At 72.0% G+C, this 24,825-nt stretch carries 19 protein-coding genes; 7 read left to right on the forward strand and 12 right to left on the reverse strand.

Translation table 11 applies throughout. The features are described 5' to 3' along the window. Positions 1 to 47 precede the first annotated feature (47 nt). Both LCG91_RS14245 and LCG91_RS14250 read right to left on the reverse strand, forming a co-directional pair. Positions 48 to 728, reverse strand: a complete 681-nt coding sequence (locus tag LCG91_RS14245) for a response regulator transcription factor (protein WP_058749612.1) — start codon at positions 726 to 728, stop codon at positions 48 to 50. Then, positions 725 to 1,891, reverse strand: a complete 1,167-nt coding sequence (locus LCG91_RS14250) for a sensor histidine kinase (protein WP_224441794.1) — start codon at positions 1,889 to 1,891, stop codon at positions 725 to 727. Before LCG91_RS14250 ends, LCG91_RS14245 begins: the two co-directional genes overlap by 4 nt. Before the next feature lie 158 nt (positions 1,892 to 2,049). Between LCG91_RS14250 and phoU the strand changes: the two genes are divergently transcribed. After that, positions 2,050 to 2,721 (forward strand): phosphate signaling complex protein PhoU, encoded by a 672-nt coding sequence (gene phoU / locus LCG91_RS14255; protein ID WP_058729302.1) that lies wholly within the window; start codon positions 2,050 to 2,052, stop codon positions 2,719 to 2,721. Positions 2,722 to 2,891: 170 nt separating this feature from the next. After that, positions 2,892 to 3,440 carry an AAA family ATPase gene (locus LCG91_RS14260; protein WP_224441795.1) on the forward strand — a complete coding sequence of 183 codons (549 nt, stop codon included), beginning with the start codon at positions 2,892 to 2,894 and terminating at the stop codon, positions 3,438 to 3,440. Between the two features lie 122 nt (positions 3,441 to 3,562). Here the strand turns inward: LCG91_RS14260 and LCG91_RS14265 are convergent, their stop codons facing one another. Beyond that, positions 3,563 to 4,309 carry a phosphoglyceromutase gene (locus tag LCG91_RS14265; RefSeq protein WP_224441796.1) on the reverse strand — a complete coding sequence of 249 codons (747 nt, stop codon included), beginning with the start codon at positions 4,307 to 4,309 and terminating at the stop codon, positions 3,563 to 3,565. Between the two features lie 44 nt (positions 4,310 to 4,353). Here LCG91_RS14265 and LCG91_RS14270 point away from each other — a divergent pair, with 44 nt between their 5' ends. After that, positions 4,354 to 5,127 carry a hypothetical protein gene (locus tag LCG91_RS14270; protein WP_058749610.1) on the forward strand — a complete coding sequence of 258 codons (774 nt, stop codon included), beginning with the start codon at positions 4,354 to 4,356 and terminating at the stop codon, positions 5,125 to 5,127. 96 nt (positions 5,128 to 5,223) lie between these two features. Here the strand turns inward: LCG91_RS14270 and LCG91_RS14275 are convergent, their stop codons facing one another. From LCG91_RS14275 to LCG91_RS14285, 3 genes are all read right to left on the reverse strand, one after another. Further along, entirely contained in the window at positions 5,224 to 6,291 is a 1,068-nt protein-coding gene (locus LCG91_RS14275) for a YgfZ/GcvT domain-containing protein (RefSeq protein WP_224441797.1), read from the reverse strand. After that, entirely contained in the window at positions 6,291 to 6,893 is a 603-nt protein-coding gene (locus tag LCG91_RS14280) for an FABP family protein (protein WP_058729297.1), read from the reverse strand. Before LCG91_RS14280 ends, LCG91_RS14275 begins: the two co-directional genes overlap by 1 nt. A 176-nt stretch (positions 6,894 to 7,069) precedes the next feature. Continuing rightward, positions 7,070 to 7,351, reverse strand: a complete 282-nt coding sequence (locus tag LCG91_RS14285) for a hypothetical protein (protein ID WP_137768304.1) — start codon at positions 7,349 to 7,351, stop codon at positions 7,070 to 7,072. Positions 7,352 to 7,473: 122 nt separating this feature from the next. Between LCG91_RS14285 and LCG91_RS14290 the strand changes: the two genes are divergently transcribed. The 3 genes from LCG91_RS14290 to LCG91_RS14300 are packed head-to-tail and all read left to right on the forward strand — an operon-like array spanning position 7,474 to position 11,096. Then, positions 7,474 to 8,157: a winged helix-turn-helix domain-containing protein gene (locus LCG91_RS14290; protein WP_224441798.1), complete on the forward strand. Its 684-nt coding sequence runs from the start codon at positions 7,474 to 7,476 to the stop codon at positions 8,155 to 8,157. After that, complete coding sequence (gene mshD / locus LCG91_RS14295) at positions 8,157 to 9,017, forward strand: mycothiol synthase (protein WP_224441799.1); 861 nt, start codon at positions 8,157 to 8,159, stop codon at positions 9,015 to 9,017. Before LCG91_RS14290 ends, mshD begins: the two co-directional genes overlap by 1 nt. 48 nt (positions 9,018 to 9,065) lie before the next feature. Then, positions 9,066 to 11,096 carry a protein kinase domain-containing protein gene (locus LCG91_RS14300; protein WP_224441800.1) on the forward strand — a complete coding sequence of 677 codons (2,031 nt, stop codon included), beginning with the start codon at positions 9,066 to 9,068 and terminating at the stop codon, positions 11,094 to 11,096. 111 nt (positions 11,097 to 11,207) lie between these two features. Here LCG91_RS14300 and LCG91_RS14305 read toward each other — a convergent pair whose 3' ends face one another. Genes LCG91_RS14305 through LCG91_RS14315 form a run of 3 tightly spaced genes read right to left on the reverse strand, consistent with a single transcriptional unit; the run spans position 11,208 to position 19,817 of the window. Next, entirely contained in the window at positions 11,208 to 15,539 is a 4,332-nt protein-coding gene (locus LCG91_RS14305) for an FtsK/SpoIIIE domain-containing protein (RefSeq protein WP_224441801.1), read from the reverse strand. A gap of 52 nt (positions 15,540 to 15,591) precedes the next feature. After that, positions 15,592 to 17,046 carry a hypothetical protein gene (locus LCG91_RS14310; protein WP_224441802.1) on the reverse strand — a complete coding sequence of 485 codons (1,455 nt, stop codon included), beginning with the start codon at positions 17,044 to 17,046 and terminating at the stop codon, positions 15,592 to 15,594. Then, positions 17,043 to 19,817: a hypothetical protein gene (locus LCG91_RS14315; RefSeq protein WP_224441803.1), complete on the reverse strand. Its 2,775-nt coding sequence runs from the start codon at positions 19,815 to 19,817 to the stop codon at positions 17,043 to 17,045. Before LCG91_RS14315 ends, LCG91_RS14310 begins: the two co-directional genes overlap by 4 nt. Before the next feature lie 276 nt (positions 19,818 to 20,093). On the opposite strand from LCG91_RS14315, the gene LCG91_RS14320 reads away from it, so the two are divergent. After that, positions 20,094 to 21,059: a hypothetical protein gene (locus tag LCG91_RS14320; protein ID WP_224441804.1), complete on the forward strand. Its 966-nt coding sequence runs from the start codon at positions 20,094 to 20,096 to the stop codon at positions 21,057 to 21,059. A gap of 121 nt (positions 21,060 to 21,180) precedes the next feature. On the opposite strand, the gene LCG91_RS14325 is transcribed toward LCG91_RS14320, so the two are convergent. The 3 genes from LCG91_RS14325 to LCG91_RS14335 all read right to left on the reverse strand — a co-directional run bounded on the left by LCG91_RS14325 (position 21,181) and on the right by LCG91_RS14335 (position 24,472). Beyond that, positions 21,181 to 22,182, reverse strand: a complete 1,002-nt coding sequence (locus tag LCG91_RS14325; RefSeq protein WP_224441805.1) for a DUF3592 domain-containing protein — start codon at positions 22,180 to 22,182, stop codon at positions 21,181 to 21,183. A 22-nt stretch (positions 22,183 to 22,204) separates the two neighbouring features. Then, positions 22,205 to 22,867 carry a hypothetical protein gene (locus tag LCG91_RS14330; protein ID WP_224441806.1) on the reverse strand — a complete coding sequence of 221 codons (663 nt, stop codon included), beginning with the start codon at positions 22,865 to 22,867 and terminating at the stop codon, positions 22,205 to 22,207. A gap of 1,227 nt (positions 22,868 to 24,094) precedes the next feature. Continuing rightward, the gene (locus LCG91_RS14335) at positions 24,095 to 24,472 is read right to left on the reverse strand and encodes a hypothetical protein (protein ID WP_224441807.1); all 378 of its coding nucleotides are present in this window, start codon (positions 24,470 to 24,472) and stop codon (positions 24,095 to 24,097) included. Positions 24,473 to 24,825 lie beyond the last annotated feature (353 nt).

Consider the following 24,825-nt stretch of genomic DNA (forward strand, 5'->3'; position numbering starts at 1 on the left):
CCTCCAGTGCGTCGCCGGTCAGCAGTCGCTGGCGCCGGCCGCCGGGCTCAGCCCTCGATCCGGTACCCCAGGCCGCGCACCGTCACCAGGATCTCCGGGGTGCTCGGCACCCGCTCGATCTTCGAGCGGATGCGCTTGATGTGCACGTCGAGCGTCTTCGTGTCGCCGAAGTAGTCGGAGCCCCACACCCGGTCGATGAGCTGCCCGCGGGTGAGCACGCGGCCGGCGTTCCGGAGCAGCAGCTCGAGAAGCTCGAACTCCTTGAGCGGCATCGGCGTCTCGGACCCGTCCACCGACACCGTGTGCCGCTCGACGTCCATCCGGATCCCGCCGACCTGCAGGATGCCGCTGTCGCCCGGGTCGTCCTCGGTCCGCCGGCGCAGCACCGCTCGCAGGCGTGCCAGCAGCTCGCGCGTCGAGTACGGCTTCGTCACGTAGTCGTCGGCGCCGAGCTCGAGCCCGACGACGATGTCCACCTCGGAGTCCTTCGCGGTGAGCATGATGATCGGCACGTTCGACCGCGTGCGGACCTGGCGGCACACCTCGGTGCCGCTCAACCCGGGCAGCATGAGGTCGAGCAGGATCAGGTCGGGGTTCTCGGCGTCGAACTTGGACAGCGCGGTCACGCCGTCCGCGGCGACGGAGGTCTCGTACCCCTCGCGCTGCAGGAGGAACTCCAGGGGCTCGCTCAGGGCCGGCTCGTCGTCGACGATGAGGATCTTGGTCACGATGGCTGCTCTTCCAGTTGCTCTTCGAGTGCGGTGGTGAGTTCGGGATCCGCCTCGGGCAGGCGGATCGTGAAGGTCGAGCCCTTGCCGGGCTGCGACCAGACGCGGACGTCGCCGCCGTGGTTGCCGACGACGTGCTTGACGATGGCGAGACCGAGGCCGGTGCCGCCGGTCGCCCGGGACCGCGCGGGGTCGACGCGGTAGAAGCGCTCGAACACACGGTCGAGGTCGGCCTCCGGGATGCCGACGCCCTGGTCGGTGACGGCGATCTCGACGAACCCCTTGGTGGACCGGACGCCGACGCCGACGCGGGTGTGGTCCGGGGAGTACTTGACGGCGTTCGCGATGAGGTTCGACACCGCGACCTGCAGCAGCCCGGGGTCGCCCATGACCCGCAGCTTCGACCGCTTCGCCCGGACGATCTCGATCTCGCGGGCACGGGCGACGACCTCGTTCGCGTCGACCGCTGCCTGCACGATCTTGTCGACGGAGGTCTCCTCGCTGCTCTCGAGCGTGTCGACGGACTGCAGTCGGGAGAGCTCGATGATGTCCTTCGTCAGGGCCCCGAGGCGCTCCGACTCGGTGATGAGCTGTCCGGCGAACTTCTTCACGTGGTCGGGGTCGTCGGCGGCGACCGCCAGGGTCTCGGCGAGGAGGCCGATCGCCCCGATGGGGGTCTTCAGTTCGTGCGAGATGTTCGCCACGAAGTCGCGTCGGACCTCGTCGATGCGGCGGCTCTCGGTCAGGTCGTCCGCGGTGACGAGCACGTAGCGGTTGCCGAGCTGCGCCGCCCGGAAGCTCAGGTAGCCGACCAGTTCCCCGCTGCGACCGCGGGGGAGCTCCAGGTCCTCGGACCCCATCTCCCCGCTCCTGCGCACCCGGTCCACCAGGTCGACGAGCTCGGCGTGCACGAGCTTGCGGCGCACGACGAGCCCCACGGTCAGTGCCTGCGGTGATGCGGCGACGACCGTGTTCGACGGGTCGACGACCACGGCCGGGTTGTGCATCGTTGCGATGACCGCGGCGACGCCGTCGGGCAGCGTCCGTTCCGCGACGTCGGCTGCCCGGGCCGTGCGCTCCGCCGTGATGACCAGCACCACGACCCCTGCGCCGAAGACCCCGCCGAGGAGCATCGACAGTGGCACGAGCCACGCGTTGTCCATGCCGCCAGTGTAGGGATCGTCACGCGGGGTTCCGACGCCGTTCACCCCGCTCCGGCGCAGTTCCGCCCGTGGATCGAGAGGTGTTCAGCCGCAGGTCACCGTTCGTTCACCTGGGCTGACGACACTCGTCCGGTACGCATCAGAGAGGCACATCCCCCATGCGCGAAGTCTTCCAGCAGGAGCTCCAGGACGTCCAGGAGCGTCTGACCGAGATCGCCGGGCTCGTCGAGTCCGCCATCACCCGTGCGACGCAGGCGTTCAGCGAGTCCGACGTCGCCCTCGCCGAGGAGGTGATCGCCGACGACGCCAAGATCGACCAGGCCGCGAACAGCCTCGACGAGATCGCCATCGACATCCTCGCCCGGCAGGCTCCCGTCGCCCGTGACCTCCGCGTCGTCGTGACCGCGCTGCGGGTCAGCTCGTCGCTCGAGCGGATGGGCGACATGGCCGAGCACATCGCCCAGCTCGCCCGCCAGCGGTTCCCCGAGAAGGTCGTGCCGAAGGGCCTGCGCGGCACCTTCAAGCAGATGGGCGCGCACGACGTGCAGATGGCGCAGAAGCTCACGCGCCTGCTCGCCACCGAGGACATCGCCCTGGCCGCGGAGATCCGCGACGAGGACGACGCCGTCGACGAGCTGCACGCGAGCGTGTTCGACTTCGTGCTCGGCGAGACCTGGAAGGGCAACCCGATCGACACGGTCGACGCGACCCTCGCCTCGCGGTACCACGAGCGCTTCGCGGACCACGCGGTCTCGATCGCCAAGAAGGTCGAGTACCTGGCGACGGGCGACTGGACCGGCGCCGCGTCGGTGACGGCGTCCCCCGCCTGACCCTCGGCCGGTCCCTCCGAGCCGGTGGGTCCCACCGATCCGGTGGGTCCCGCCGATCCGGTGGGTTCCGCGGGACGCGACCTCGGCGGTTGCTCGCAGCGCTGTACCGCTGCGGGCAGCCGCCTTCGTCGGGTTTTGCGAAGGGGTGACGGGGGCGGGAGGATCGTGACATGGCTCAGGTCGCGATCGTCGTCAACGGGATGCCCGGTTCGGGCAAGAGCACGGTGGGCGCCGCCCTCGCCGAGGTGCTCGGCTGCCCCTTCCTGTCGAAGGACCGCATCAAGGAGCCGCTGGCCGACGTGGTCGGACCGATGATCGGATCGCGCGCACTCGGCGGCATCGCGATGGACACGATGTGGTCGATGGCGCGGGCCGTCGAGAACGGCGTCGTCCTCGACGCCGTCTGGCTGCCGTCCCGGGATCGCGACCGTCTGGAGGCCGGACTCGCCTCCGCCGGGTCACCGCGCGCCGTCGAGGTGTTCTGCCAGGTCGACCGGGCCACCGCCGCGGACCGGCTGTGCGACCGGTACGAGCCCGGCACGCTGCCTGTCCGGCACGAGGTGCACGGGGACCTGGCGGACGTCCTGGCGTTCTGGGACGAGCACGGCGACGAGGCTGCGCCGATCGGGCTGACCGGGGTGCCGGTCGTGCGGGTCGACACCGGTCGGCCGTACGACGTCGGGGCGCTCGTGCAGCAGATCGCGGACCACTTCGTCTGAGCCGCCGGACGTCCGCCGGGTCGCCGATGCCCGCGCAGTCGGCGCACCGACAGCAACGCGAGAGCGACAGTCTGCCGCGGATGTCCGGCGGTGGACTGTCGCTCTCGCGGATCGGTCTGGTGCTACTTCTTGGCGCCCTGGGCGGCCACGGCGGCGGCACCGGCAGCGGCGGCCTCGGGGTCGAGGTAGTACGAGGGCTTCGTCGGGCGGAAGTCGTCGTCGAGCTCGTACACGAGCGGGATGCCCGTCGGGATGTTGAGGCCCGCGATGTCGTCGTCGGAGATGCCGTCGAGGTGCTTCACGAGCGCGCGGAGCGAGTTGCCGTGCGCGGTGACGAGGACGGTCTTCCCCTCGCCGAGGTCCTTCGTGATGTCCGACTCCCAGTACGGCAGCAGCCGGTCGATGACGAGCTTGAGGGACTCGGTGCGGGGCAGCTGCTCGCCGAGGCCGGCGTAGCGGCGGTCCCCTGCCTGCGACCACTCGGCGTCGTCGGCGATGGGGGGCGGCGGGACGTCGAACGAACGACGCCACTCCATGAACTGCTGCTCGCCGTACTGCTCGAGCGTCTGGGCCTTGTCCTTGCCCTGCAGGTCGCCGTAGTGGCGCTCGTTGAGGCGCCAGTCGCGCTTCACCGGCAGCCAGGCGAGGTCGGCCTCGAGCAGGGCGATGTCGGCGGTCTGGATCGCGCGGGTCAGGAGCGACGTGTACAGGACGTCCGGCACGATGCCCGATTCGGCGATGAGCTCGCCGGCGCGCTTCGCCTCCTTCTCGCCCAGCTCGCTGAGCCGGACGTCGACCCAACCGGTGAACAGGTTCTTCTGGTTCCAGTCACTGTTGCCGTGACGGAGCAGGACGAGCGTGGAGGTCATGCGTCCGAGTCTACCGAGCGGGTGTGCCTCGCTACCCTGGGTCCATGCCCATCGGGAACGTCACGCGCGGGACCACCGGGTACAACCGGCTGCGCCGTGTCGACCGGTGGATCGCCGCGCTCCCGGTCCTGCGCCGGACGGACGACCCGCTCGTGGCGGACGTCGGGTACGGTGCTCGGCCGACGACGACGCTCGAACTCCGGGACCGTCTGGCCCGCGTCCGGCCCGACGTCGAGGTGACCGGCATCGAGATCGAGCCGTCGCGGGTGGCGCTGGCGAACGCCGGCACGCGCGACGGCGTGACCTTCCGGCTGGGCGGGTTCGAGACACCGACGCCCGGTGGTCGCCGGCCCGCTGTCGTCCGGGCGTTCAACGTGCTCCGGCAGTACGACGAGTCCGCCGTCGTGGACTCGTGGCGGATCATGCAGGACCGCCTGCAACCAGGGGGTGCGCTCGTGGAGGGCACCTGCAACGAGGTCGGCCGGGTGGCGTCCTGGGTCACGCTCGACGAGCACGCGCCGCACACGTTCACGGTGTCACTGCGGGTCGCCGACCTCGAGCTGCCGAGCATCGTCGCCGAGCGGCTGCCGAAGGCGCTGATCCACCGGAACGTCCCCGGGGAACGGGTGCACGCGTTCCTGCTCGACCTCGACCGCGCGTGGGCCGTCGCCGCACCGCTCGGCACCTACGGCCCGCGACAGCGGTGGATCGCCACGGTGCAGGGTGTGCGCGACCGCGGGTGGCCGGTGCTGCACGGGGTGACCCGCTGGCGTCTCGGCGAGCTCAGCGTCCCCTGGTCGGCGGTCGCCCCCGCCTGACCGCTCCGGTGGGAACGAGGTTCCGCCGGCAGCACCACGGAACGGACGCACGGAGCACGGTGCCGTGTCCGGGACCAGGTTCCGACGTGACGCGGATCAGCTGCGGCGGACCGCTCCGAGTCGGGGCAGGCGCGGGACGTTCGCCGTGGCCCCGGCCTCGGGCGGGACGATCGTCTCCTGCGCCGCGGTGACCACGACGTCGTCGACGGTCAGGGTCAGGGTCGCCGCGGGGTCGAGCGAGCGCTTCACGACCGCGAGCCCGATCGGCCCGAGCTCGTGGTGGAGCGCCGACGCGGTGAGCCGCCCGACGTCCTTGCCGTCGAGTTCGACCGCGGTGCCGGGCCCGGGCAGGACTCCGTCCGACCCGTCCAGGTGGAGCATCACGAGGCGGCGCGGCGGGTGCCCGAGGTTGTGCACCTTCGCGACGGTCTCCTGCCCGCGGTAGCAGCCCTTCGACAGGTGCACGGCGGACCGGAGCCAGTCGAGCTCGTGCGGGATCGTCCGCTCGTCGACGTCGCCGAGCACCGGGCGCCACGCGGCGATCCGCAGCGCCTCGAATGCGAGGAGCCCCGCGACCGGCGCACCGGAACCGGCCAGGGCGACCGCGGTGTCCGGGGTGACCACGTCGATGCGGAGGGTCCAGTCGGTGCCGGGGTGAGCCTCCAGGGCGGCGTAGCCCCACCCACCGGGCGTGACCGACGACCACGGGTCGACCCACTCGACGACCACGTCGTCCGGCGCTGCCGAGCCGTCGAACCGGCCGAGCGTGACGAGGTCGGCCGAGCGGTCCGCGACCTCGACGCGGAGCATGAAGCGCATCGAGTCGAGCCAGGCCGCGAGCGGGGCGGCGTCCGTGGGCTCGGTGAGGAGCCAGGTGACCTCGCCGTCGTCGACCACCCGGGCGGCGTGCTCGACGCGGCCGGACTGGTCGAGGACCAGCGTCTCGGTGCTCGTGCCCGGTGCGAGCCCCGTGAGCAACTGCGACGTGATCGAGTTGAGCCAGGACAGGCGGTCGGGTCCGCTGACCGTCACGACGCCGAGGCCGAGCTCGACGACGGCGCGGCCGGCGTCGAGCGCCCGCTGCTCGCCGACGGGGTTGCCGAAGTGGGCGGCGGGACCGGCCTCGGATGCGACGAAGCCGTCGCGACCGGCGAAGACCGACATCAGTCGACCTTCGCGAGCTGCCCCGAGGCGTGCGAGGTGAGCTGCTGCCCGAGCGCGGCGATGTCCCAGGCCCAGAAGAGCTTGCCCTCGACCAGGCCGTACAGGCGGGTCGCCGCCGAGTAGTCCTTCGCGTTCGGCGAGCGCATCACGGCATCGGTGGCCAGGTCGATGCGCCCCTTCTTCACGCGGCCCACGTAGAGCTCGTTGACGCCCGTCGGGTGGATGATCGCCGCCTCGACGTCGAAGCCGTCGGTGGTGTTGCGGAGCGTCTCGACGCTCTCCACCGTGCTGAACGGGGCCGGACCGTCACCCATGAGCATCGCGGGGCCGCGGTCGCCCGGCTCGTTCGGCCGGTCGATGCGCCAGTAGCCCATCTCGGCGGCGAGGGGCGTGTGCTCGTCGTCGAGCAGCCACGTCGTCGAGGAGTAGTTGAGGTACGGCAGCCCGTCGTGGCTGAAGCTCACGCGCTGGCCGAACTCGTACTTGCGGGGCTCGTCCTCGTCACCCACGGGGTACTCGACCACGCCCGTGCCCTCCCAGACACCGACGAGCCAGGACAGCGGCACGAGCTCGGGCGCCAGGCCCTCCGGCAGTTCGATCAACGCTGACCCTTGAACAGCTTCACGACGACGACGACCGAGATGAACGCGATCGCGAGCGACGCCAGGCCGAGGAGGCCCACGTAGAACAGCTCGAGCGCAAGCAGCGAATCCATGCGCCGAGTCTACGCGGGACGCCTGACGGCGCCAGGGCCGGACGCCGCGGGTCGCTGCCGTGTTCAGCGCGCCAGCAGCACCACGGCCGTGACGAGCACCACGACGAAGGCCCCGGAGGACGCGATGCTGATCCGCTCGACCAGCCCGTCCTTCGTCGCCGTGATGAGCTGCAGCACGAAGCTCACGAGCACGCAGAGCACGAAGACGAGCAGGAGCCAGGCGAACGAGTCCTTCTGCGTCAGGGTCAGCACGAGCACGGCGCCGACGACCGCGAGCACCCAGACCGGCAGCACGGAGGTCAGGCGCAGGCGGCGCTGGTCGAGGGGCGGGACGGGCTCGGTCACGCGCTCCATCATGACAGGGCCGCGCCTGCGCCGTCGGAGCCCCGACCGACCGGCCGGTCGGCGGGCCGCTGCCGAGGCATCACTAGGATGACTCCACGACGTTCCCTCGTTCTGGAGGTCCTGTGGCCCAGCTCCTGGTACTCACCTCAGCCGCGCCCGGCGACGTCCTGCCGAGTCTCGGTCTCCTGAGCCACCGGATCCGCCACGTCCCCGCCGAGGCCGCGCAGTTGGTCAACGCCCCGCAGAGCGACCTGATGTTCGTCGACGCCCGGCTCGACCTCGTCAGCGCGAAGGCCCTGTGCAAGATCCTCGCGACGAGCGGTTCGACGACGCCGATCATCCTCGTCGTGACCGAGGGCGGGCTCACCGCGGTGAACAGCGAGTGGAACGTCGACGACGTCGTGCTCGAGAGCGCCGGCCCCGCCGAGGTCGACGCCCGCATCCGGCTCACCACGGGTCGTGCCGCGAAGACCCCCTCGGGGTCGAAGATCCAGGCCTCCGGCGTCGTCATCGACGAGGCGAGCTACTCGGCGAAGGTGCGGGGTCGGCCGCTCGACCTCACCTTCAAGGAGTTCGAGCTCCTGCGCTTCTTCGCCTCGCACCCGTCGCGCGTGTTCACCCGCGAGCAGCTCCTCAGCGAGGTCTGGGGCTACGACTACTTCGGCGGCACCCGCACGGTGGACGTGCACGTGCGACGCCTCCGCGCGAAGCTCGGCGACCTCGAGTCGCTCATCGGCACGGTCCGCAACGTCGGCTACCGCTTCAACGTGCACGACGACGAGGCCGAGCGCCTCGTGGGACAGTAGTGCTCGCCGTCGTCGAGATGCTCGCCGCCGCCGCCGTCGCGGCGGGCGAGGCGCCGCCGTTCTCCGACCAGACCCTGATCGACGTCCGTGCCGGCCGTGCGACCGTGGTCGGGGACGAGCGCGGGGTCGCCGTGGTCCGTGACGGCGAGCTGGAACTCGTCGTCGCCCGGGAGGCCCGTGGCCAGGGCGTCGGGTCGGCGCTCGTCGCGCAGGTGACCGGCCAGGGCGCCGGGGGCGCGACGGCGGACCCGGGTGCGTCAGCCGACACGGGTGTCCCGCGGCTGGCCTGGGCGCACGGGGACCACCCCGCCGCGCGGGCCCTCGCCGGCCGGTACGGCTGGACGCCGGTGCGCACGCTGCTACAGCTCCGGGCGCCGATCGCGGACGCTGTCGACCCGGTCGACCTGCCGGTCGGGTACGGGCTCGACGCCTTCCGCGCCGGCGACCCCGAGGACGAGGACGCCTGGCTGGCCCTCAACGCCGCGGCCTTCGCGCACCACCCCGAACAGGGCCGGATGCCCCTGGACGACCTGCGCGCTCGCGAGGCCGAGCCCTGGTTCTCCGGCGACGACCTGCTGCTCCTGCGGGACGAGTCGGGCGCGCTCGCGGGGTCGTGCTGGCTCAAGGTCGAGGACGGCACCGGCGAGTTCTACGCGGTGGCGGTCCGGCCCGACCTGCAGGGCCAGGGGCTCGGCGGCATCCTGATGCGCGCGGGATCGGCCCGTCTCGCCGGCCGTGGGCTGACCGCCGCGGCGCTCTACGTCGAGGGCGACAACGAGCCGGCACTCGCGCTGTACCGCCGATCGGGGTTCGCCCAGCACGCGATCGACGTGCAGTACGCGCGCGGCCCCGGCCGGTAACATGACGCGAGGTCGACGAGGGGTCGGCCAGGGGCAGTCGGGGGCAACGTGACGGAGCAGGGTCGGGCGCAGTACGGCCGCGGCGAGCCGCTCGGAGCGTCGTACCGGCTGGTCGACCTGCTCGGCACCGGCGCGACCGGCGAGGTCTGGCGCGCCGAGCACACCGCGACCGGCGAGCACGTCGCCGCGAAGCTGCTGCGCGCCGAACTCGCCGCAGACCCGACCGTCGTCGAACGCTTCGTGCGCGAACGCACCGTGCTGCTCGGTCTGCAGCACCCGTCGATCGTCCGGGTCCGTGACCTCGTCGTCGAGGGCGACCGGCTCGCGATCGTCATGGACCTGGTCGGCGGGGGCTCCGCGCGGGACCTGCTCGCCGGTGCGGGGACCCTGCCGCCGCGGGACGCCCTGACGATCACCGCCGAGACGCTCGACGCCCTCGCCGCCGCACACGAGCAGGACGTCACACACCGCGACGTCAAGCCCGACAACGTGCTGCTCGCGACACCGTGGACGCCCGGCACGACGGGTGACGTACGGGTGTCGGACTTCGGCATCGCGTCGGTGATGGCCGACCGGCAGCGCACCACGACCGGGCTGCTCGGCACGCCGCAGTACATGGCGCCCGAGTCGATCAGCCAGGGACGCTCTGGGCCGGCGGCCGACGTGTACGGCGCCGGGGTGATGCTCTACGAGCTGCTCGCCGGCCGCACTCCCTTCGCCGGACCCGGGACCGACTTCGCCGTCGCCTACCGACACGTGACCTCCGATCCGCCGCAGCTCGAGGTCCCCGCGGCGCTCTGGTCGGCGGTGTCGTCGATGCTCGCGAAGGACCCGGCCGCCCGCCCCGCGGCCGCCGATGCCGCGGCCACCCTGCGCCGGCTCGCCCGGCAGGTCGCCGACGCTCCCGCGCTGCGCCCGACGTCGGACCCGGAGTCCTTCGCCGAGGTCGAGCGGCCGGCCACGGTGGTGCGCGGCGTCCGGCCGGGGGACGAGACCCCGATTCCGGCACCGACGGCAGGTGCGGACGACGCGGGCCCCGCTCCCGTGCTCGGGCGGGCGGGCTCGCAGACGGTGTTCCGGCCGCTCGCCCGACCGCCGGTCGTGCCCGCCCGCGAACCGGAGGCCCCCGCACGAAGCCGGTGGCAGCGCCCGGACTGGCTGACCAACCGCATGCTCGGCCTCGGCGCCCTCGGCGTGGTGCTCGTCGCGGCGCTCGTCGTCGGCGGGGTCGTCTGGCTCCCCGGCGCGTTGGGCGGGAAGGGCACGCCGAGCGCTGCCCGCACCGCACAGGCGGCCAGCGCCTACCAGCAGGACCGCCCGCTGCCGACCGGGCTCTCGACGACCCGCAAGGCGACCGTCGACCCGCAGGCAGGGACCGTCGCGCTGTCGATCACCTACGCCGCGCAGGCCGCGACGCTCCGCGGGCCGCTGCTCGAGGTGGTACCCGGTGTCGGCGAACGCTCCGAGTGTCCCGCGGTGACGTGGGACGGGGACGCGGCGGCGGGCGACGACGTCACCGGCGCCCGGAACCAGCCGTCGGTGACCGGCGTCGACGTCCGGTGCGGGTGGACGCTGTCCGACGTGGTGGTCCCGGCGGGCGAGGACGTCACCGTCCAGGCCATCGTGCGGCTCGCCGACGTGCCCGACCAGGCCGGTCTGCAGGAGTGGCTGGACGCCGCCGGGAGCGCGACCACGACGGCCGTGACCGACCAGTCCGTGACCGGGACGTCGTACCCCGTGCAGCGCTTGCAGGGGGTCGAGGTCCGCACCCCCGACCGCACGGTCAGCCAGACCACGCTGCCGGTGACCCTCGTGCCGGTGTGGCCGAGCGGCGCCGACGAACTGAACCCGCTCTACCGCAGTCCCTCGACCGGTGCCCCGTCGGAGATGCTCACCGACGTGGCCGGCGGGGAGCCCGGGGTGCGCTTCGCCGACGGGTGCTCGGGCGCGCTGGCGGTGTCGTCGGACGGTCTCGTCGTGACCGCGCTGTCCGTCGCGCCCTCGTGCACGGTCCGGGCGACGGTGGGCAACTTCACGGACCTCGAGAGCTCGCCCTTCGGCATCACCACTCGCGACTGAGCGATCTCCCGGACCCGTCCGGTCGCCCGTGGGTACGAGCCGGGGACCCGACGGACGGGAGGCGCGCGGCGGCGGTGCGCCGTGCCTCCCGTCCGGTGGTGGTGCGGTCGGTCAGGCGCCGGGTGCGGCGGTCTGGACGAGGCGGACGGTGCCGCCCGACGCGGCGTAGCCGCGGCCGACGGTCAGTGCGACGGGCGCGCGGCGGGGCAACGGGACCCCGAGCAGTTCGCCGTCGTAGTCGACGTCGGGCTGCAGGAGCACGCCGCAGCGGGACTTCCGGACCGCCCGCGTCCAGTGGCTGTAGAGCGACCGGAGGTCGGCGGACCGGCCGGCGGCGACCACGCAGAGTCCCGGTCGCTCGGAGGACAGCAGCGAGGCGATCGCCTGGTCGGCGTCGTCGAATCGTTCGGCGTCGTCGACCAGCAGCAGGACCGGACCGCGCTCCAGGCGGAGGCCGGCCAGCAGGGCGGGGACCTCATCGGCACCGACGGCGAGGCGGTCGAACACGCCGTCGGCGAGCGGGGACCGGCGGTCGCAGATGGCCCACACGGCGGGACGGACGCTCTCGGCGGACCGTGCCTGGTCGGCCAGGGCGAGGAGCACCGTCGACTTGCCGGAGCGCGCCGGGCCGGCGACGAGCACGTGCTCGCCGTCGTAGACCTCGAGTGCCGCGGTGCCGAGGTCGTCCTCGGCGATCCCGACCGGCAGGCGCCACGGCTCGGTGTCGAAGCGCGCCGGCGCACCGAGGTCCTGCACGCGGACCGCGTCGGGCAGCCGGCCGACGGCGCTCGTCTTCGGCGCGGCGTCCGGCCACGCGGCGGCGATCTCGGCGACGGCCTCGGCGAGGGGCACCGCGGGCGTCGCGACGTGGCTCTGCAGCTTCGTCGTCGAGTCGACGTACCGCCCGGGCACCGGCGGTGGGACGTCCTTCTGGCGGACGCCGATGGACGCGTAGTCGTACGGGTCGGCCAGGCGGAACATCCACTTCTGGGTCGTGACCTCGTCCATCGCCGACGGCACGGCCTTCGCGCGGGTCGTGGAGACGGCGAACGAGATGCCGAGTGCCGGCCCCTCCGCGTACACGCGGTACAGGGCGTCGAGCAGCTGTTGGCCCTCGAAGTCCTGGTACTCGTCCCGGAGTGCCGCGAGGCCGTCGATGAGCACGACCGCCCGACGCCCGCCGGGGCTCGCGCGCCGACGCTCGAGGTCCGCGCGCAGGTGCCGGAGGAAGCGTGCCTGCAGCTCGCCCGCACCCGCCCCGGAGCCGACGTAGGCCGTGGTGTGCGGCAGCTGCGCGAGCGGCGCCAGGTCACCGGGCCCCATGTCGAGCACGAGGAGGTCGAGGTCGTCCGGGCTCGTCGTCCTCGCGAGGCGCAGCGCCAGTGCGGACAGGGCGGTGCTCGTGCCGCTGCCCGGGATGCCCATCAGGACGAGGTTGCCCTCGTCGAGGTCCCAGCCGCCCGCGACCTGGCGCTGGTGGTCGGGGTCGTCGGCGAGCGCGACGGGCACGAAGCGGCGGCCCCCGTCGCCGCTCGGCTCGGGGACGTCCGCGAGGTCGACGCGGATCCCCAGCGCCTCGGGCCAGATCGGACGGGGAGCGGCGTACCCGGCGGCGTCGTTCGCGGCGCGGACGGCCTCGATGAGGACGTCGAGGTCGGTGTCGTCCGACGCGCTCGGTGCGGGTGCCGGCGCCGGAGCCGGGACGCCGAAGACGTCGGTCGGGCGGACGGAGACCGGCTGCTCGACCCGTTCGTCGCGCGCGCGGCCGGTGACCAGCGCGGTCTGCACCGGGGTGATGTCGTCCTGCCCGAGCTTCACGTACGCGCGGCCGGTCTGCTGCCGACCGATGCCGGCGGCTGCGGGGACGCCGATGACGTTGGTCGAGTCCTCGCGGCTCTGCACGCGGAGCGCGACCCGGAGGTTCGTGTTCGCGAGGATGTCCTCGCTCACGACGCCCGCGGGGCGCTGCGTCGCGAGCACCATGTGCACCCCGAGCGTGCGGCCCACCGCGGCGATCGCGACGAGCGATGTCAGGACGTCGGGGAACTCCTTCGCGAGCATCGCGAACTCGTCGACGACGAAGAGCAGGCGCGGCATCGGCTCGGTCGGCCGGGTCGCGAGGTAGGCGTCGAGGTTGTCGATGTCGGCGCCGGCGGTCGCGAAGACCCGCTGGCGTCGCTCGAGCTCGGCCTCGAGCGCACGGATCGCCCGGTCGGCGAGCTGCTCGTCGAGGTTGCTGATCGTGCCGATCGTGTGCGGCAGGCGTTCACAGGCGGCGAACGCGGCGCCGCCCTTGAAGTCGACGAGCAGGAAGTTGAGCCGGGTCGGGTCGTTCCGGGCCGCGAGGCCGGCGACGAACGAGCGGAGGAACTCGCTCTTGCCGGACCCCGTGGTCCCGCCGACCAGGCCGTGGGGGCCGTCGCGCACCAGGTCGATCTCGAGGACGCCGGACTCCGAGGAACCGACGGGGGTCGAGGTCCCGGTGCTGGTCTGCCACAGCGTGCGGATGCCCTCGGCGGTGGTGGTGTCGACCGGAGCGCCGTGGGCTGCGGCGTTCCGGGCGGTGCTGCCGTGGGCCGCGACGCTCCGGGCAGTGCTGCCGTGGGCCGCGGCGCTCCGGGCGAGCAGCTCGGGCAGGCGGACGAGCGACGGCAGCGATGCGCCGGGGACCGTGAGCTCCGGGTCGTCGAAGTGCGCGACGGCGCGGGCGGCGCGCTCCGCGGTGTCCGCCGTGAGGCCGGCGAGCACGACGTCCTCGACCCGCGTGCGGTCCTCGGGGCGGTAGACCGTCGCGGCCGCATCCGCCCCGACGGTGACGATGGACGTGCAGGCGGCGGGCAGCTGCTGCTCGTTCGTGGCGATGACGATGCCGCTCACCCGCCGTCGCCGCTCCCCCGGGCGCAGCGAGACCCCGGGGACCGTCCGGCCCTGGCCGAGCAGGCTGCGCGCGGGGGCGTCGCGGCCCTCGGTGAGCACGTCGGAGTCCACGACGACGAGCAGGTTCGGCGTGGGGAGCTCGTCGAGCGACTCCTGCAGCCCGCGCAGGACGGCGGCGCTCTGGTCGCGCTGCGCCGACATCCACCGGGCGCCGGTGCTGCTGCCCGCGACGCGCGTGTGCGGCAGCCAGGAGGCCCAGGACCAGTCGTCCTGCCGGCCCGCGTCGCAGAACACCCCGACCGTCAGGTCCGCCGGCCCGCAGTGCACGGTCGCCTGGGCGAGCAGGCTGCGGGCGAGGGCGAGCGCACCGTCGCGGTCACCGACGATGCCGACGACACCGGCGTCCGACAGGTCGGCGACGACCGGCGCGGCCGTGAGACGGCTGTCCGCGATCGCGGCCTTCGCCTCGTCCTCGAGCTTCGCCGACGCCGCGCGCTGGTCGACCTCGGGACGCCACGGTGCATCACCGGTGCCGGCGTGCAGGCTGAGGAAGTCGTCGTCCTCCGACCGGCGCTGCCAGAGGTCGGTCGTGGGGAGGAGCGCCCGGCGGACCACGGTGGCCGGGTCGGGCACGAGGTCCTGCCGGCGCGCCGCCTCGACGGCAGCCGCGGCGGCGATCTCGCCGCGGAAGCCCTCGACCGCCTCGGAGAAGCGCGTCTCCTCCTCCTTGAGGTTCTTCGCCCGTCGGTGCTTCTGCTCGAACCACATGCCGATCGCGGTCACGGGGCTGAGCAGCGCGAACAGGGCGAAGCGGGCGTCGCCGAGCAGGAGCACCATCGCCCCGGCGAGCACGAGCGGAGCCGCGACCGTGATCCAGCTGAACTTCGACGCCGGGGCGACGTCCTTGCGCGTCGGCGGGGACACGGGCTCGGTGTCGGTGATCCGGCCCGGGCGGGGCGGGCGGTTGAAGGGTGCGGTGGCCGCCGGAGTGAGGTTCGGGAGCGACCCCGCCGCCGGGACCGACGTCTCCGGGATCTCCGGCCGGAGCAGCAGGACCGCGCCCCCGACGATGACGCTCGTGGTGCCGGTGAGCAGGACGCCCTCGTCGTCGATGCGCTCCCCCGCGATCACGGTGCCGTTCGTCGATCCGGAGTCCCGCACCCGGACACCGTCGTCCTCGCGTTCGACGGTGCAGTGCTCCCACGACGCGCTCTCGGTGGGGAGCACGACGTCGGCCTGCGGAGCACGCCCGACGACGAGCCGGCGGCTGCGCGGCACCGGCACGACGAGCCCTGCCTCGAGGCCGCCCGCCAGGGTCACGCTCCAGCCGTCCACCGTGCGAGGCGGTTCCTCGGTGGTGCGGGCCACCCGGGACCCCTCGAGGAGCACCAGGTCACGCAACGGGGTGTCCGAGCTCGTGCGGTGCCCGTCGACCGCCAAGGGCGTCCCGGAGTCGAGCGGAGTGCCGAGCGATGCCGCGACGAGGTCCCCCAGCGTGGAGGACTCCGCCCACCCGTCGGCCTCGATCGTCTCGCGGCGGTCGTCGAGCTCGATCAGCAGGCGCATGGGCAGTCCTCCCTGGGCGTGGTGCGGTGCGGGTGGTGCGGGTGGGGCTCGGTCAGTCGGACGAGTCGGCGAACCAGACGAGCGCGGGTGTGGCCCCGCCGTCCTCGGTCGCGCCGGCGGGCCGGAGCCCGAGGTCCTGCGCGGACGCGGCGAGCACACCGGCGCGGTCGCCGAGGGCCTGCCGCGAGCCGAAGTCGAGCGCGGGGCCTGCGAGTCCGTCGCCGGCGTCCAGGTCGAGTACGGCCAGCGCGTCCGACACCTCGGCAGCGTCGGTGCTCCGGGCCGAACCGACGGCCGCCACCAGCGCCACGACCGCGTCGTGGCTGCGGGCGTCCGCGACGGACGCGACCGACGCGAACGAGCGGTCGCCGGTCAGGTTCTTCGTGTCCGCGTCGTCCGCCAGGACCCGCACGCCGCCGAGGAACGCCGACATGGCGCGGCCCTCGGCGTTCGAGGACAGGGCGCGGGCGTCGTCGGTCTCGACACCGACGGTGCGGAACGTGCCGCTGAGGCTGCCGCCGGCCTGGGCGAGGGCCGCTGCGAAGGCGGGGCTGGTGGCGTCGGGGGTCAGGACGACGGGCGCGGTGACGTTCGCCTCCTGGAGGGCGGCGACGAGGGCACCCTGACGACCGGCCGGGCCGCTGACGACCACGGCGTCCGAGTCGGGCGCCGCCTGCTCGGTGCCGGCGCCGCCCTGGTCGTCTGCAGTCGAGGTGTCCGTCGTCGTGGCGTCGGTCGTCGAGGCGTCGGTGGAGCCCGCCGCCGCGCCGGTGCGCTGCGCGATGGTCGCGGCGAGTGCGCCGAGGTCGGGCGTGCTCGTCGCGTCGAGGACGTGGGCGAACCGCACGCCGGACGGTGCTCCGCCACCCAGGTCGACGAGCAGCGGCGACGCTGCGTCGCCGAGCGCGTCCTGCAGTGCCGCGGCGACGGACTCCGTCGACGGTGCGGTCGACCAGGCGTCGTCGGCACCGGCCGCGTAGGGCGCGACGACCGGGATGCCGGCATCCTCCGCTGCGGTGAAGGCACCGCGGACGTGGTCGCCGGACGACGCCACGACGATGCCCGAGACACCGTCGGCCGCGAGGGCCTCGACGGCCTTCCGGGCGCCGTCGGTCGACCCGCCGTCGTTCTTCGTCACGAGCTGCACGTCGGTACCGCCGAGCTCCAGGCGACGCTGCGCGACGAGAGCGCCCTGTGCGGCGTCGTCCCACTGCGCACCCTCGCCGTCACCGAGCGTGACCACGACGCCGATCTTCGTGCCGTCGGGGACGTGGGCGACGCTGATCGGCACCGGGGCCGTCGCGGAGACCGCCTCGGCCGGGGTCGAGGCCGAGACGCGCACCGCGAGCACCGCGGTGACGACGGCGGCGACGACGAGGACGGCGATCGCGACGACGACCGCGGTGCGGCGACGCTTCCGGGTCAGGGCAGCGTCCGTCGTGGTCGGGTCGTCGGTGCCCTGCTCGTCAGCGGCGGACCCGGTCGGCTGGTCCTGCACGTGGCTCATCGCTCGGCTCCGATCCGGAAGGCGTAGAGCGTCGTCGACGTGGCGCTGGATGGCACGTCGAGACGGAAGGCGGGGAGCTTCGCAGCCCGGTCGAGCGAGGCGCGGAACTGCTCCTGCTGCAGGAGGATGCCGGCGACGTCCTCGGCTCGGACGTTGGCGTAGCCGGAGGCGTTCTGCGACGCGAGGGCGAGCTGGTAGTCGGCGGAGTCGGACTTCGCCGCGCTCGTGGCCATCGCGCCGAGGATGCCGGAGCCGTTGACCTTGCGGTCACCGAGGTCGAGCATCACGCGGTTGAGGTCGCCGGTCAGGAGTGTGCTCGCGCCCTCGACGTCGCGGACCGAGGCGCTGGTGCTCGCGTCGATGCGCTGCAGGCTCGCCGCGGTCTGCTCGTCCACCGCCGAGGCGAGGCTGCTGCCCTGCTGCTGGAGCGCACCCTTCTGCTCGTCGATGGTGCCCTTCGAGTCGCTCGTCACCTCGCCCGAGGTGGCGCGGAGGCCGGCGATCGACTTGTCGAACGCATCGACGACCGCCTTCCGGCTGGTGCCGGCGGTGTCGCTGACCTTGCGCACCTGGTCGTCGATGAGGGCCTGGACCTGCTTGCCCGAGTCGTCCGATGCCTGCTGGAAGGCCTCGCGAACGGCGTCCTGCAGCGTCGTCTGCTGGTCGCGCACCTGCTGCAGCTGGCCGGTGACGACCGCGCCGGACTTCGTGGCTTCGCCGAGGAGGCCCTGCAGCTGCTGCACCGATCCCTCGACCGAGCCGCCGTCCCGCTGCACCGCGGTGCGCACGTCCTGGACGCCCTGTCGCAGCGCGGCCACTGCGGTGGCGAGCTGGTTCACGGCAGCGCCGACACCGGTCGTGGCCTGCGGGTCGGTCTCGGCGATGAGTGCGTCCCACGCGGTGGCCTGCGCGTCGAGGCGCTGGTCCATCGGGGTGCTGAAGCCGAGACCCGGGAGGAGTGTCGTCCCCTCCGGCTGGTCCGTCCCGGGGCACGTTGTCGCGGTGAGGTACCCGCGGAGCGCGTCCACCTCGTCCTGGTCGAGCTCGGGATCGCTGAGCAGACCCGGCTGCGCGAGCTGGCACAGGCGGTCGGCGAGCGCTCGGTTCTGCGCCTGCATCGAGCCGTCGAAGCGGGAGTCCAGGGCGCCGAGTTGGCCGCGCGCAGCCTGGGCACGGCCCCGGACGTTCGCGACGGCCTCCTGCACCGGGCGCACCGACTGCTCGCTGGTCGTGACCAGGGCGTCCAGCGCGGTCAGTGCCTGCTCGACGGAGCCGTCCTGGTCGCTACCGAGTGCGTCGAGCTTGCCGGCGATCTCCTGCAGTTGCGCGTTCAGTGCGTCGGACTGCTCGATCGCGGTGTCCGCGAGGTCCGGGTTCAACCCGTCGGCGAGCTGCTGCCCCTTGCTGACCAGGCCGATCAGCGAGGTGTTGACCGCAGCCGACGACTCCCAGAGCGCGCAGGTCAACGAACCACGGGCCTCCGGGGCGGCGCACGCCTCGGCGGACGGCGAAGCCGGTCCGACGGACGACGCGAGCTGGGCGCTGACCTGCTGCTTGCACGCCTCACTCGCCTCGGCGTAGCCCTCGAGCTGGGCGGACACGCGCAGCAGGTTCCCGTAGACGCTGGAGCCTGCTGCACCGGTCTGCGGCACGGCCTTGCAGCCGTTGTCCTTCAGGGTCGGCGCCGGGGCCGTCGCCGAGGTGTCGCCGAGCAGCGCATCGAGGCTGCTCGTCGTCTGCTGCAGCTGCTGCAGCACCGTCGACTGGGTGGCCTGCACTGTCGAGCCGAGGTCGCCGTTGAGCGAACCGAGTTCACCCGACAGCGACTGCATCGTGCTCGCGAGCGAAGCACTGCTCTCCTGCAGTCGCTCCGCCGTCCGCACGCCGAGGGTCTCGGACGTCGACTCGAGGTTCGTGCGGACCTCGGTGATGGTGCCACCGGCCCGGGCGAGCACCTCGTTCACCTGGGCGATGAGGTCGATCGTCCGACGTTGCAGGGCGAGCTCGGAGTCCGTCTCGGACCCGAACGCCCCGTTCATCACGCCGCTGGTCGACAGGTCGGTCGTCAGACCGGGCTGTGCGGCGACGTCGATCGCGGGCGTGGAGAAGTCGCGGACGTCTGCGACGAGGTGCAGCGTGCTGCTCGCACCGGAGGTCGGCGGCGCGAGCAGCCGTCCCCACTGGACGACGGCGTCGCCGGAGGCGTTCGTGCTCACGACGCCGTCGGTGGCAGCGCCGCCGTCGACCGACTGGGTGACGATGCGGTCCGGGGCGACGCCGTCGAGCACGGTCGAGGCGGCGATGCTGAAGGGTGCGCCGACCAGCGCCGGGGTCGAGCGCGACGCTCCGGCGACGTCGTAGGTCAGGTCCTCGGACCGGACCGTGAGGTTCTCGACCGTCACGTCGATCTCGACGCGCCCCGAGTACCCGTCGAGGTCGGCGAGGTCGGTACCGGATCGCTTGTCCGTCGTGTACTGGGTGGTGATCCGGAGCGGCAGGTCTCCGGCCGCGTCCTTGACGTCGTGGTCGACGGTCTTCGAGGACGAGCGCTTCCCGGCGACGGAGATCGTCGTGTCCGAGATCGCGTTCACCGCACCGTTCGTGGTGAGGGTCGTGTCCACGGTCTGCAGCACACGGGACGGATCCGTCACCTGGTCCTGGTCCGCGGTGCACCCGGAGAGCACCAGCACGAGTGCGCCCGCGACGGCCACCACTCCGGCGATGCGGCTCCCCGACCGAGTCCCGGTACCCCCGGCGCGCGTCAACATCACGATCGTCCCCCTCAAGAATCGACTGCGTGGTCGATCCTAACCGCTGAAATACCGTGAGGTTCCGTCCTCCACAGGAGGAGACCACCCCCGTTCGAGCCACAACGGGGCGACATACGAACTTGCGGTCGCCGCTGGAATTGATACTCTGCACAACGCACCCTGGGGGGATCGCCGAACACCACGCGGTGGTCGGGGATGCATGATCGAGTGGTCGACCGTTCCGAACGTGGCGGTCGACCACTCGGTCGAGGGGCCGCAGCACGAGGGGGACGACACATGTGGATCACCATCACGTCCGTGGGCATCGCGATGGTCGCGGCGTTCATAATCACGACATCCGTGACGGCGGCGACCAAGCGCAGCGACCGCCGCCGTCGCGAGCGTGGGGAGCCACTGCCGAACGAGGGTGGTGCGCTCGTCACCGTGCGCCTGCGGACGTTCCAGTGGGTCCTCATCCGGGTGGTCGCCATCGTCTTCGTCGTGGTCGGAGCCCTGCTGTCGCTGGGCGCCGCCACGACGATCTCGACCGGCATCGATCCCAGTCTGCTCATCGTGGCGATCGTCGTCCTGCTGGCCGGCATCGGTGGCATCCTGCTGTCCCGCTCGCTGCGCCGGACACGCGTGCTCGCGATGGAGGACCACTTGCTGGTCCGTCAGGGCCTCCAGCGGGAGCGCCGCGTGGACCTGCCCCAGATCGCGGCAGTGCTGCCGATCGCGAACCAGTACGGCGGCCTGCAGGCGCGCGACGTGACCGGGAAGCGACTCTTCCACGTGATGGGCCTGGCGCGCGGGTACGCGGAGCTCGAGGCGTACCTGCAGGAACGCGTCGTCCGTCCCCGCATGACCGCCCCCGCAGGGCTCGGACCGAACGGCGTCTCGGTCCCGCCCTGGCGCGGTGTCGCGTGCAGCGCCGACTGGACCACGGTCCCGCTCGGCCGCGGCGGTCGCGTGCGTCCGGTGATCCGCCTGTTCGTCGGTGGCGACGTCGTCGTGCTGCACCCCGCCGAGGTCCGCGCTCTCATCGACGGCCGGACGGGTGTCGTGGAGTCCGAGTCGCAGCCCCTCGCGTTCCTGGCGAGTCCGGCGCTCGTCGACCCGACGTCGCTCGGGGGTCGGCAGTTGGCCGGCCTGCCGCCGGAGAGCCTCGCGCTCCTGTACGACGCGCAGGAGGCACCGGCGGTCGTTCTGCGCGACGGCGACGCCCTCACGTTCCGCGCGTGGGTGAGCGGTCTTCCGCGATGACCGTCAGCGGCTGATCCCACGATCCGGCCTGGAGGCGCGGTGCCGGTCCGACGGACCGCCCACCCTGTCGGGTCGGTCGCCTCACCCTGTCGCGTGCTGCTCCGGTGACGGTCGCCCGCGTTCACCCGGTCGGGGTGTGTGGCGGGAACGATCCAGCGCGGTGGGCTGACGCGACACCGGCGGCCAGACGTCGAGCGCGCCGTCGAGCGGCGAGTACCTGTCGTCTGGCCTTCGCCCACCGCCGGGTGTGCCTGGTCCGGATCCTTCGTGTGATGCCCGCGACCGTCTGCACCGCGAGGAGCGGCGCTCCCACAGTCAGCAGCGGTAGTGCTGTGAACGCGTAGTTGCGACCGTCATCGACGTTCCGCACGAACATTCCGTGCAGCTCCTCGGACCGGACTCCGGCGGACGTCGGGTCGTCCGGGTCGACCATGATCTCCAAACGCTGCCCGACGCGGTAGAAGTCTGGATCACTCGCCACCGTGTACTCGTCGAGCGTCGTCTCGTACTCCACACCCTCGTACCGTTGCCGCGTCACCGGCGTGTACTCGCTGTGCCCTCGCCCCTTGTACCCAGTGACGTGCACACGCTCGACGTGCACGACCTCACCGGTGACGACCACACCGGTCCGCCGGAGAGCGTCGTCGTAGCGCAGCGCCTCGTCACCCTCGCCGTGCAGGATCGCCCCCAGCGCGGCGGCGCAGAACGCGCCCGTGCACAGCATGAACGGGCCGAGCTCGCGCAGCCACTCCCCACCCGCCGTGCGCAGCCCGCGGCCCGCCGTCTCCTTGCGCCGCCTCGCCCCCACGTCCGGGAACAGCACCCGGGCGAGGAGCGCACCGGCGAGCACCGCGGGCAGCCACCCGTACTGCAGCGGCCCCCAGTCCGACGCGTAGTCGATGAGGACGACGAGCACGACGAAACTCCCGAGGAACATCACCGTCGGTACGAGGCAGCCCGCTGCGCCGACGCGCACGAGCGCCGCACCATAGCCGAGTCCGAGGACGGTGACGACGGCGAACGCCCAGCCATGGACGCGGAAGTGCCCGACCTCGATCAGCCCACTGCTGGTCAGTGCCACCGCCGCGAGGAGCGTGTGGAAGACCCGACGTGCAGGAGTCACCCCTCCTCAGCCCCCGCCGCGGTCAGCAGTCGGCGCTGGTGACCGAGAAGTCGAGCGTGCGGTCGGTGCCCTCGAAGACGTACGAGTAGCGCATCACGATCGCCTTCGACAGCAGGTCACGCGAATCCTTCTTCTGGCAGACGTTCGAAACGACCGACGACTTGAGGTCCGCCGCGGTCAGGCTCGCCGGATCGACCGAGGAGTCGATCGTGTAGGCGTACTCGAGCTGCGCGCCGTCAGCCGTCACACCGTCCCAGCGGGTCACCTCGTCGAGCTCGAGCGGGAAGGTGTAGTTCTCGTTGACCTGCTTCGCCGCCTCGGTCGCGAGGGCCGACGGGGAGGGTTCGGCGGTGGCGTTGAAGAACGCGCGGACGCCGAGGGACGCGCCGACCGCGGCGAGGACGGACACGACCGGGATGAGGATCCGGAGCGCGACGCTCTTGCCCTTCTTCTCCGGGGCGGGCGGCTGCCAGGGCGGCACACTCACGCTCGCGCCGGCGTAGGGCTGCTGCTGGTACCCGGGCGCCTGCTGGCCCGGCTGCTGGAAGCCAGGCATCTGCTGCTCGTTCGCCTGCCCGAAGCCCGGCGCCTGCTGGTTCTGCTGCTGGAATCCGGGCGTCTGCTGGTCCGGCTGGCCGTTGTTCGGCTGCCAGTCGCCGGGCTGCCCGTTGTTCGGCGTCGTCATGATGGTCCTTCGCGGTCAGCACTCGCGCGCCGGACGTCCCCGAAGATCCGTGCTCCAGCCGCTCCGCGACCGGTCGTCCACGCCCCCTCGAGCGCCGGCGCCCCCTGTGCGCGGTACTCGATGTCAGGCTCCAGCTGGGCCGGCGCCTGCATCCAACGTATCAGGCTGGGATGGCTCCGACCCTGCTCCCGTTCCGTCACGGTCAGTCGCGGCAGCGCCACCGCACCGAGCCGCATCGCGCAGGCAAGCCGCCTAGGCCCATGTCAGCAGTGCCTCTGTCACATGAAGGACGCCGCCACTACGGGTAGGACCTGGGCTGCTGCCATGAAGACGACGAGTCGGCCCTCGCGATCGAAGCTCACCAAGGTCCTTCCGCGGCTTGTCAAAGCTGCTCTTCTCAACAGCGTGGCACCGCGAGAGAATCTGAAGCGCGGATGCCGTTCGACATCCGCCCGTCGATCACCTTGACGAGCCACTTCCGTCAGCACGTCGTTGAGCCGCCAGATGTCAATTGTGTGATCGTCGGCACCCATTCTGAATACGTACGGAGGAGGTGACGGTCGCGCTGTAGACGAATGGGTTCTCCTCGATGATTGCTCGCCGTCATCCCGTCCAGGTTCGCAGCCAATCACGCCAGCGCGACTGCGTAGTCAAGCGGAACAGACGATCAAGAGCGCCCCTGTACCTAGTTGTCGCCTCGTCGTCAGCGGTTCCTCTGCCGTCGGTCACCACGGCGCCGAGTGGACCTCCAGCCCCAGCCGAGACCGACTCGTGTATTGCCCGCATCCGCGCCGCTCGTTCGGCCCCCACGTCGCTCCCGAGCGCCCGCGCCTGTTGTTCGTTCCAGCTAGCGGCCTCTTCTTGGCGTGCTCCGCGCAGGTAACCGCTGACCTCTTCGCAAAGCCGGGACACCTCCTCGTCATTCGTCCTCATAGGTCCTTCGATCACGGCACCAGCGACCAGTATCCCTCCACGCCTTCGGTTCTCTCGTCAGTCCCCCACCTCGCCGCCACAGTTGCCCTATCCCTCGTGGTCCACGTGCCCGCAATATCAAGCTGTTTGCGGCGTCCGTCCACAGGTCAGAACCGCGATCCCCGTTCGGTCGAAGCATCTCATTGGCTCATGCTGGGCCAGCCCGAACGACAGGATTCGTCGCGAACGCCGTGGCCTCATTGAACAGAGCAATCCCGGACGTGTTCGCAGCGTGACCACCAAGTACGTGAACGTCTATGATCGGGGGACAGATTCGTAGCGGAGCACGTCCGGCGAGACCTTGAGCACCGCGAAGAACGCTCGCAGATTCCAAGTAGCTTCCCCGACGGTGAAGTCGTACACCGTACCTTTCCGGAAGCGAGCAGCGATTTCTTCTGCGTTCTGAGCGTTGACGCCGCGATCCAGTAGCAGCTCACCGCAGGTCTTGGTGTTGATAACTACGAGCGTCGACGGAGCCCCGATTCCCTTTAGCGACCGCGTTGAACTCGTGCCGGCGGCAGCAGAGTCGACCGTACAGCGCAGTGTCAACGGGCGATGCGCGTCGTAAGCCCCTACAGCCAGCGGCCCAAGGAAGAACAGGAGGAACGGCCCGACAACGATGACGACAAACACAATCGCCGCGATGATGCGCTTCCTCTTGACGTGGGATTTCCTCGTCCCGTCAGGGGTCTGATCGTCGAGAGTGTGGCTCGGCAGGTGAGACAGGCTGTGATCACCCCGCCCGTCGTGCGCGGGCCGTAGGCCCCTCTACACGAGAAAGGATCCCTGTACCAAACGGTTGCATCATTCTCTTACGCGTCCTTGCACCGCCAGGCCGTAACCATTCATTCGTCATAGCGCCACCCCACCCGGAGCATCGCGGTTCCGAGTACTACGAGGAGCGCACAAGCCAAACGGAATCACTCAGCTTCCGTAACGATGACCGGTGTCTTGAAGAATTCAAGCAACCCTCGCCATTCGAACGA

It is taken from the genome of Curtobacterium sp. TXMA1 (assembly GCF_020162095.1).
Classification (GTDB): domain Bacteria; phylum Actinomycetota; class Actinomycetes; order Actinomycetales; family Microbacteriaceae; genus Curtobacterium.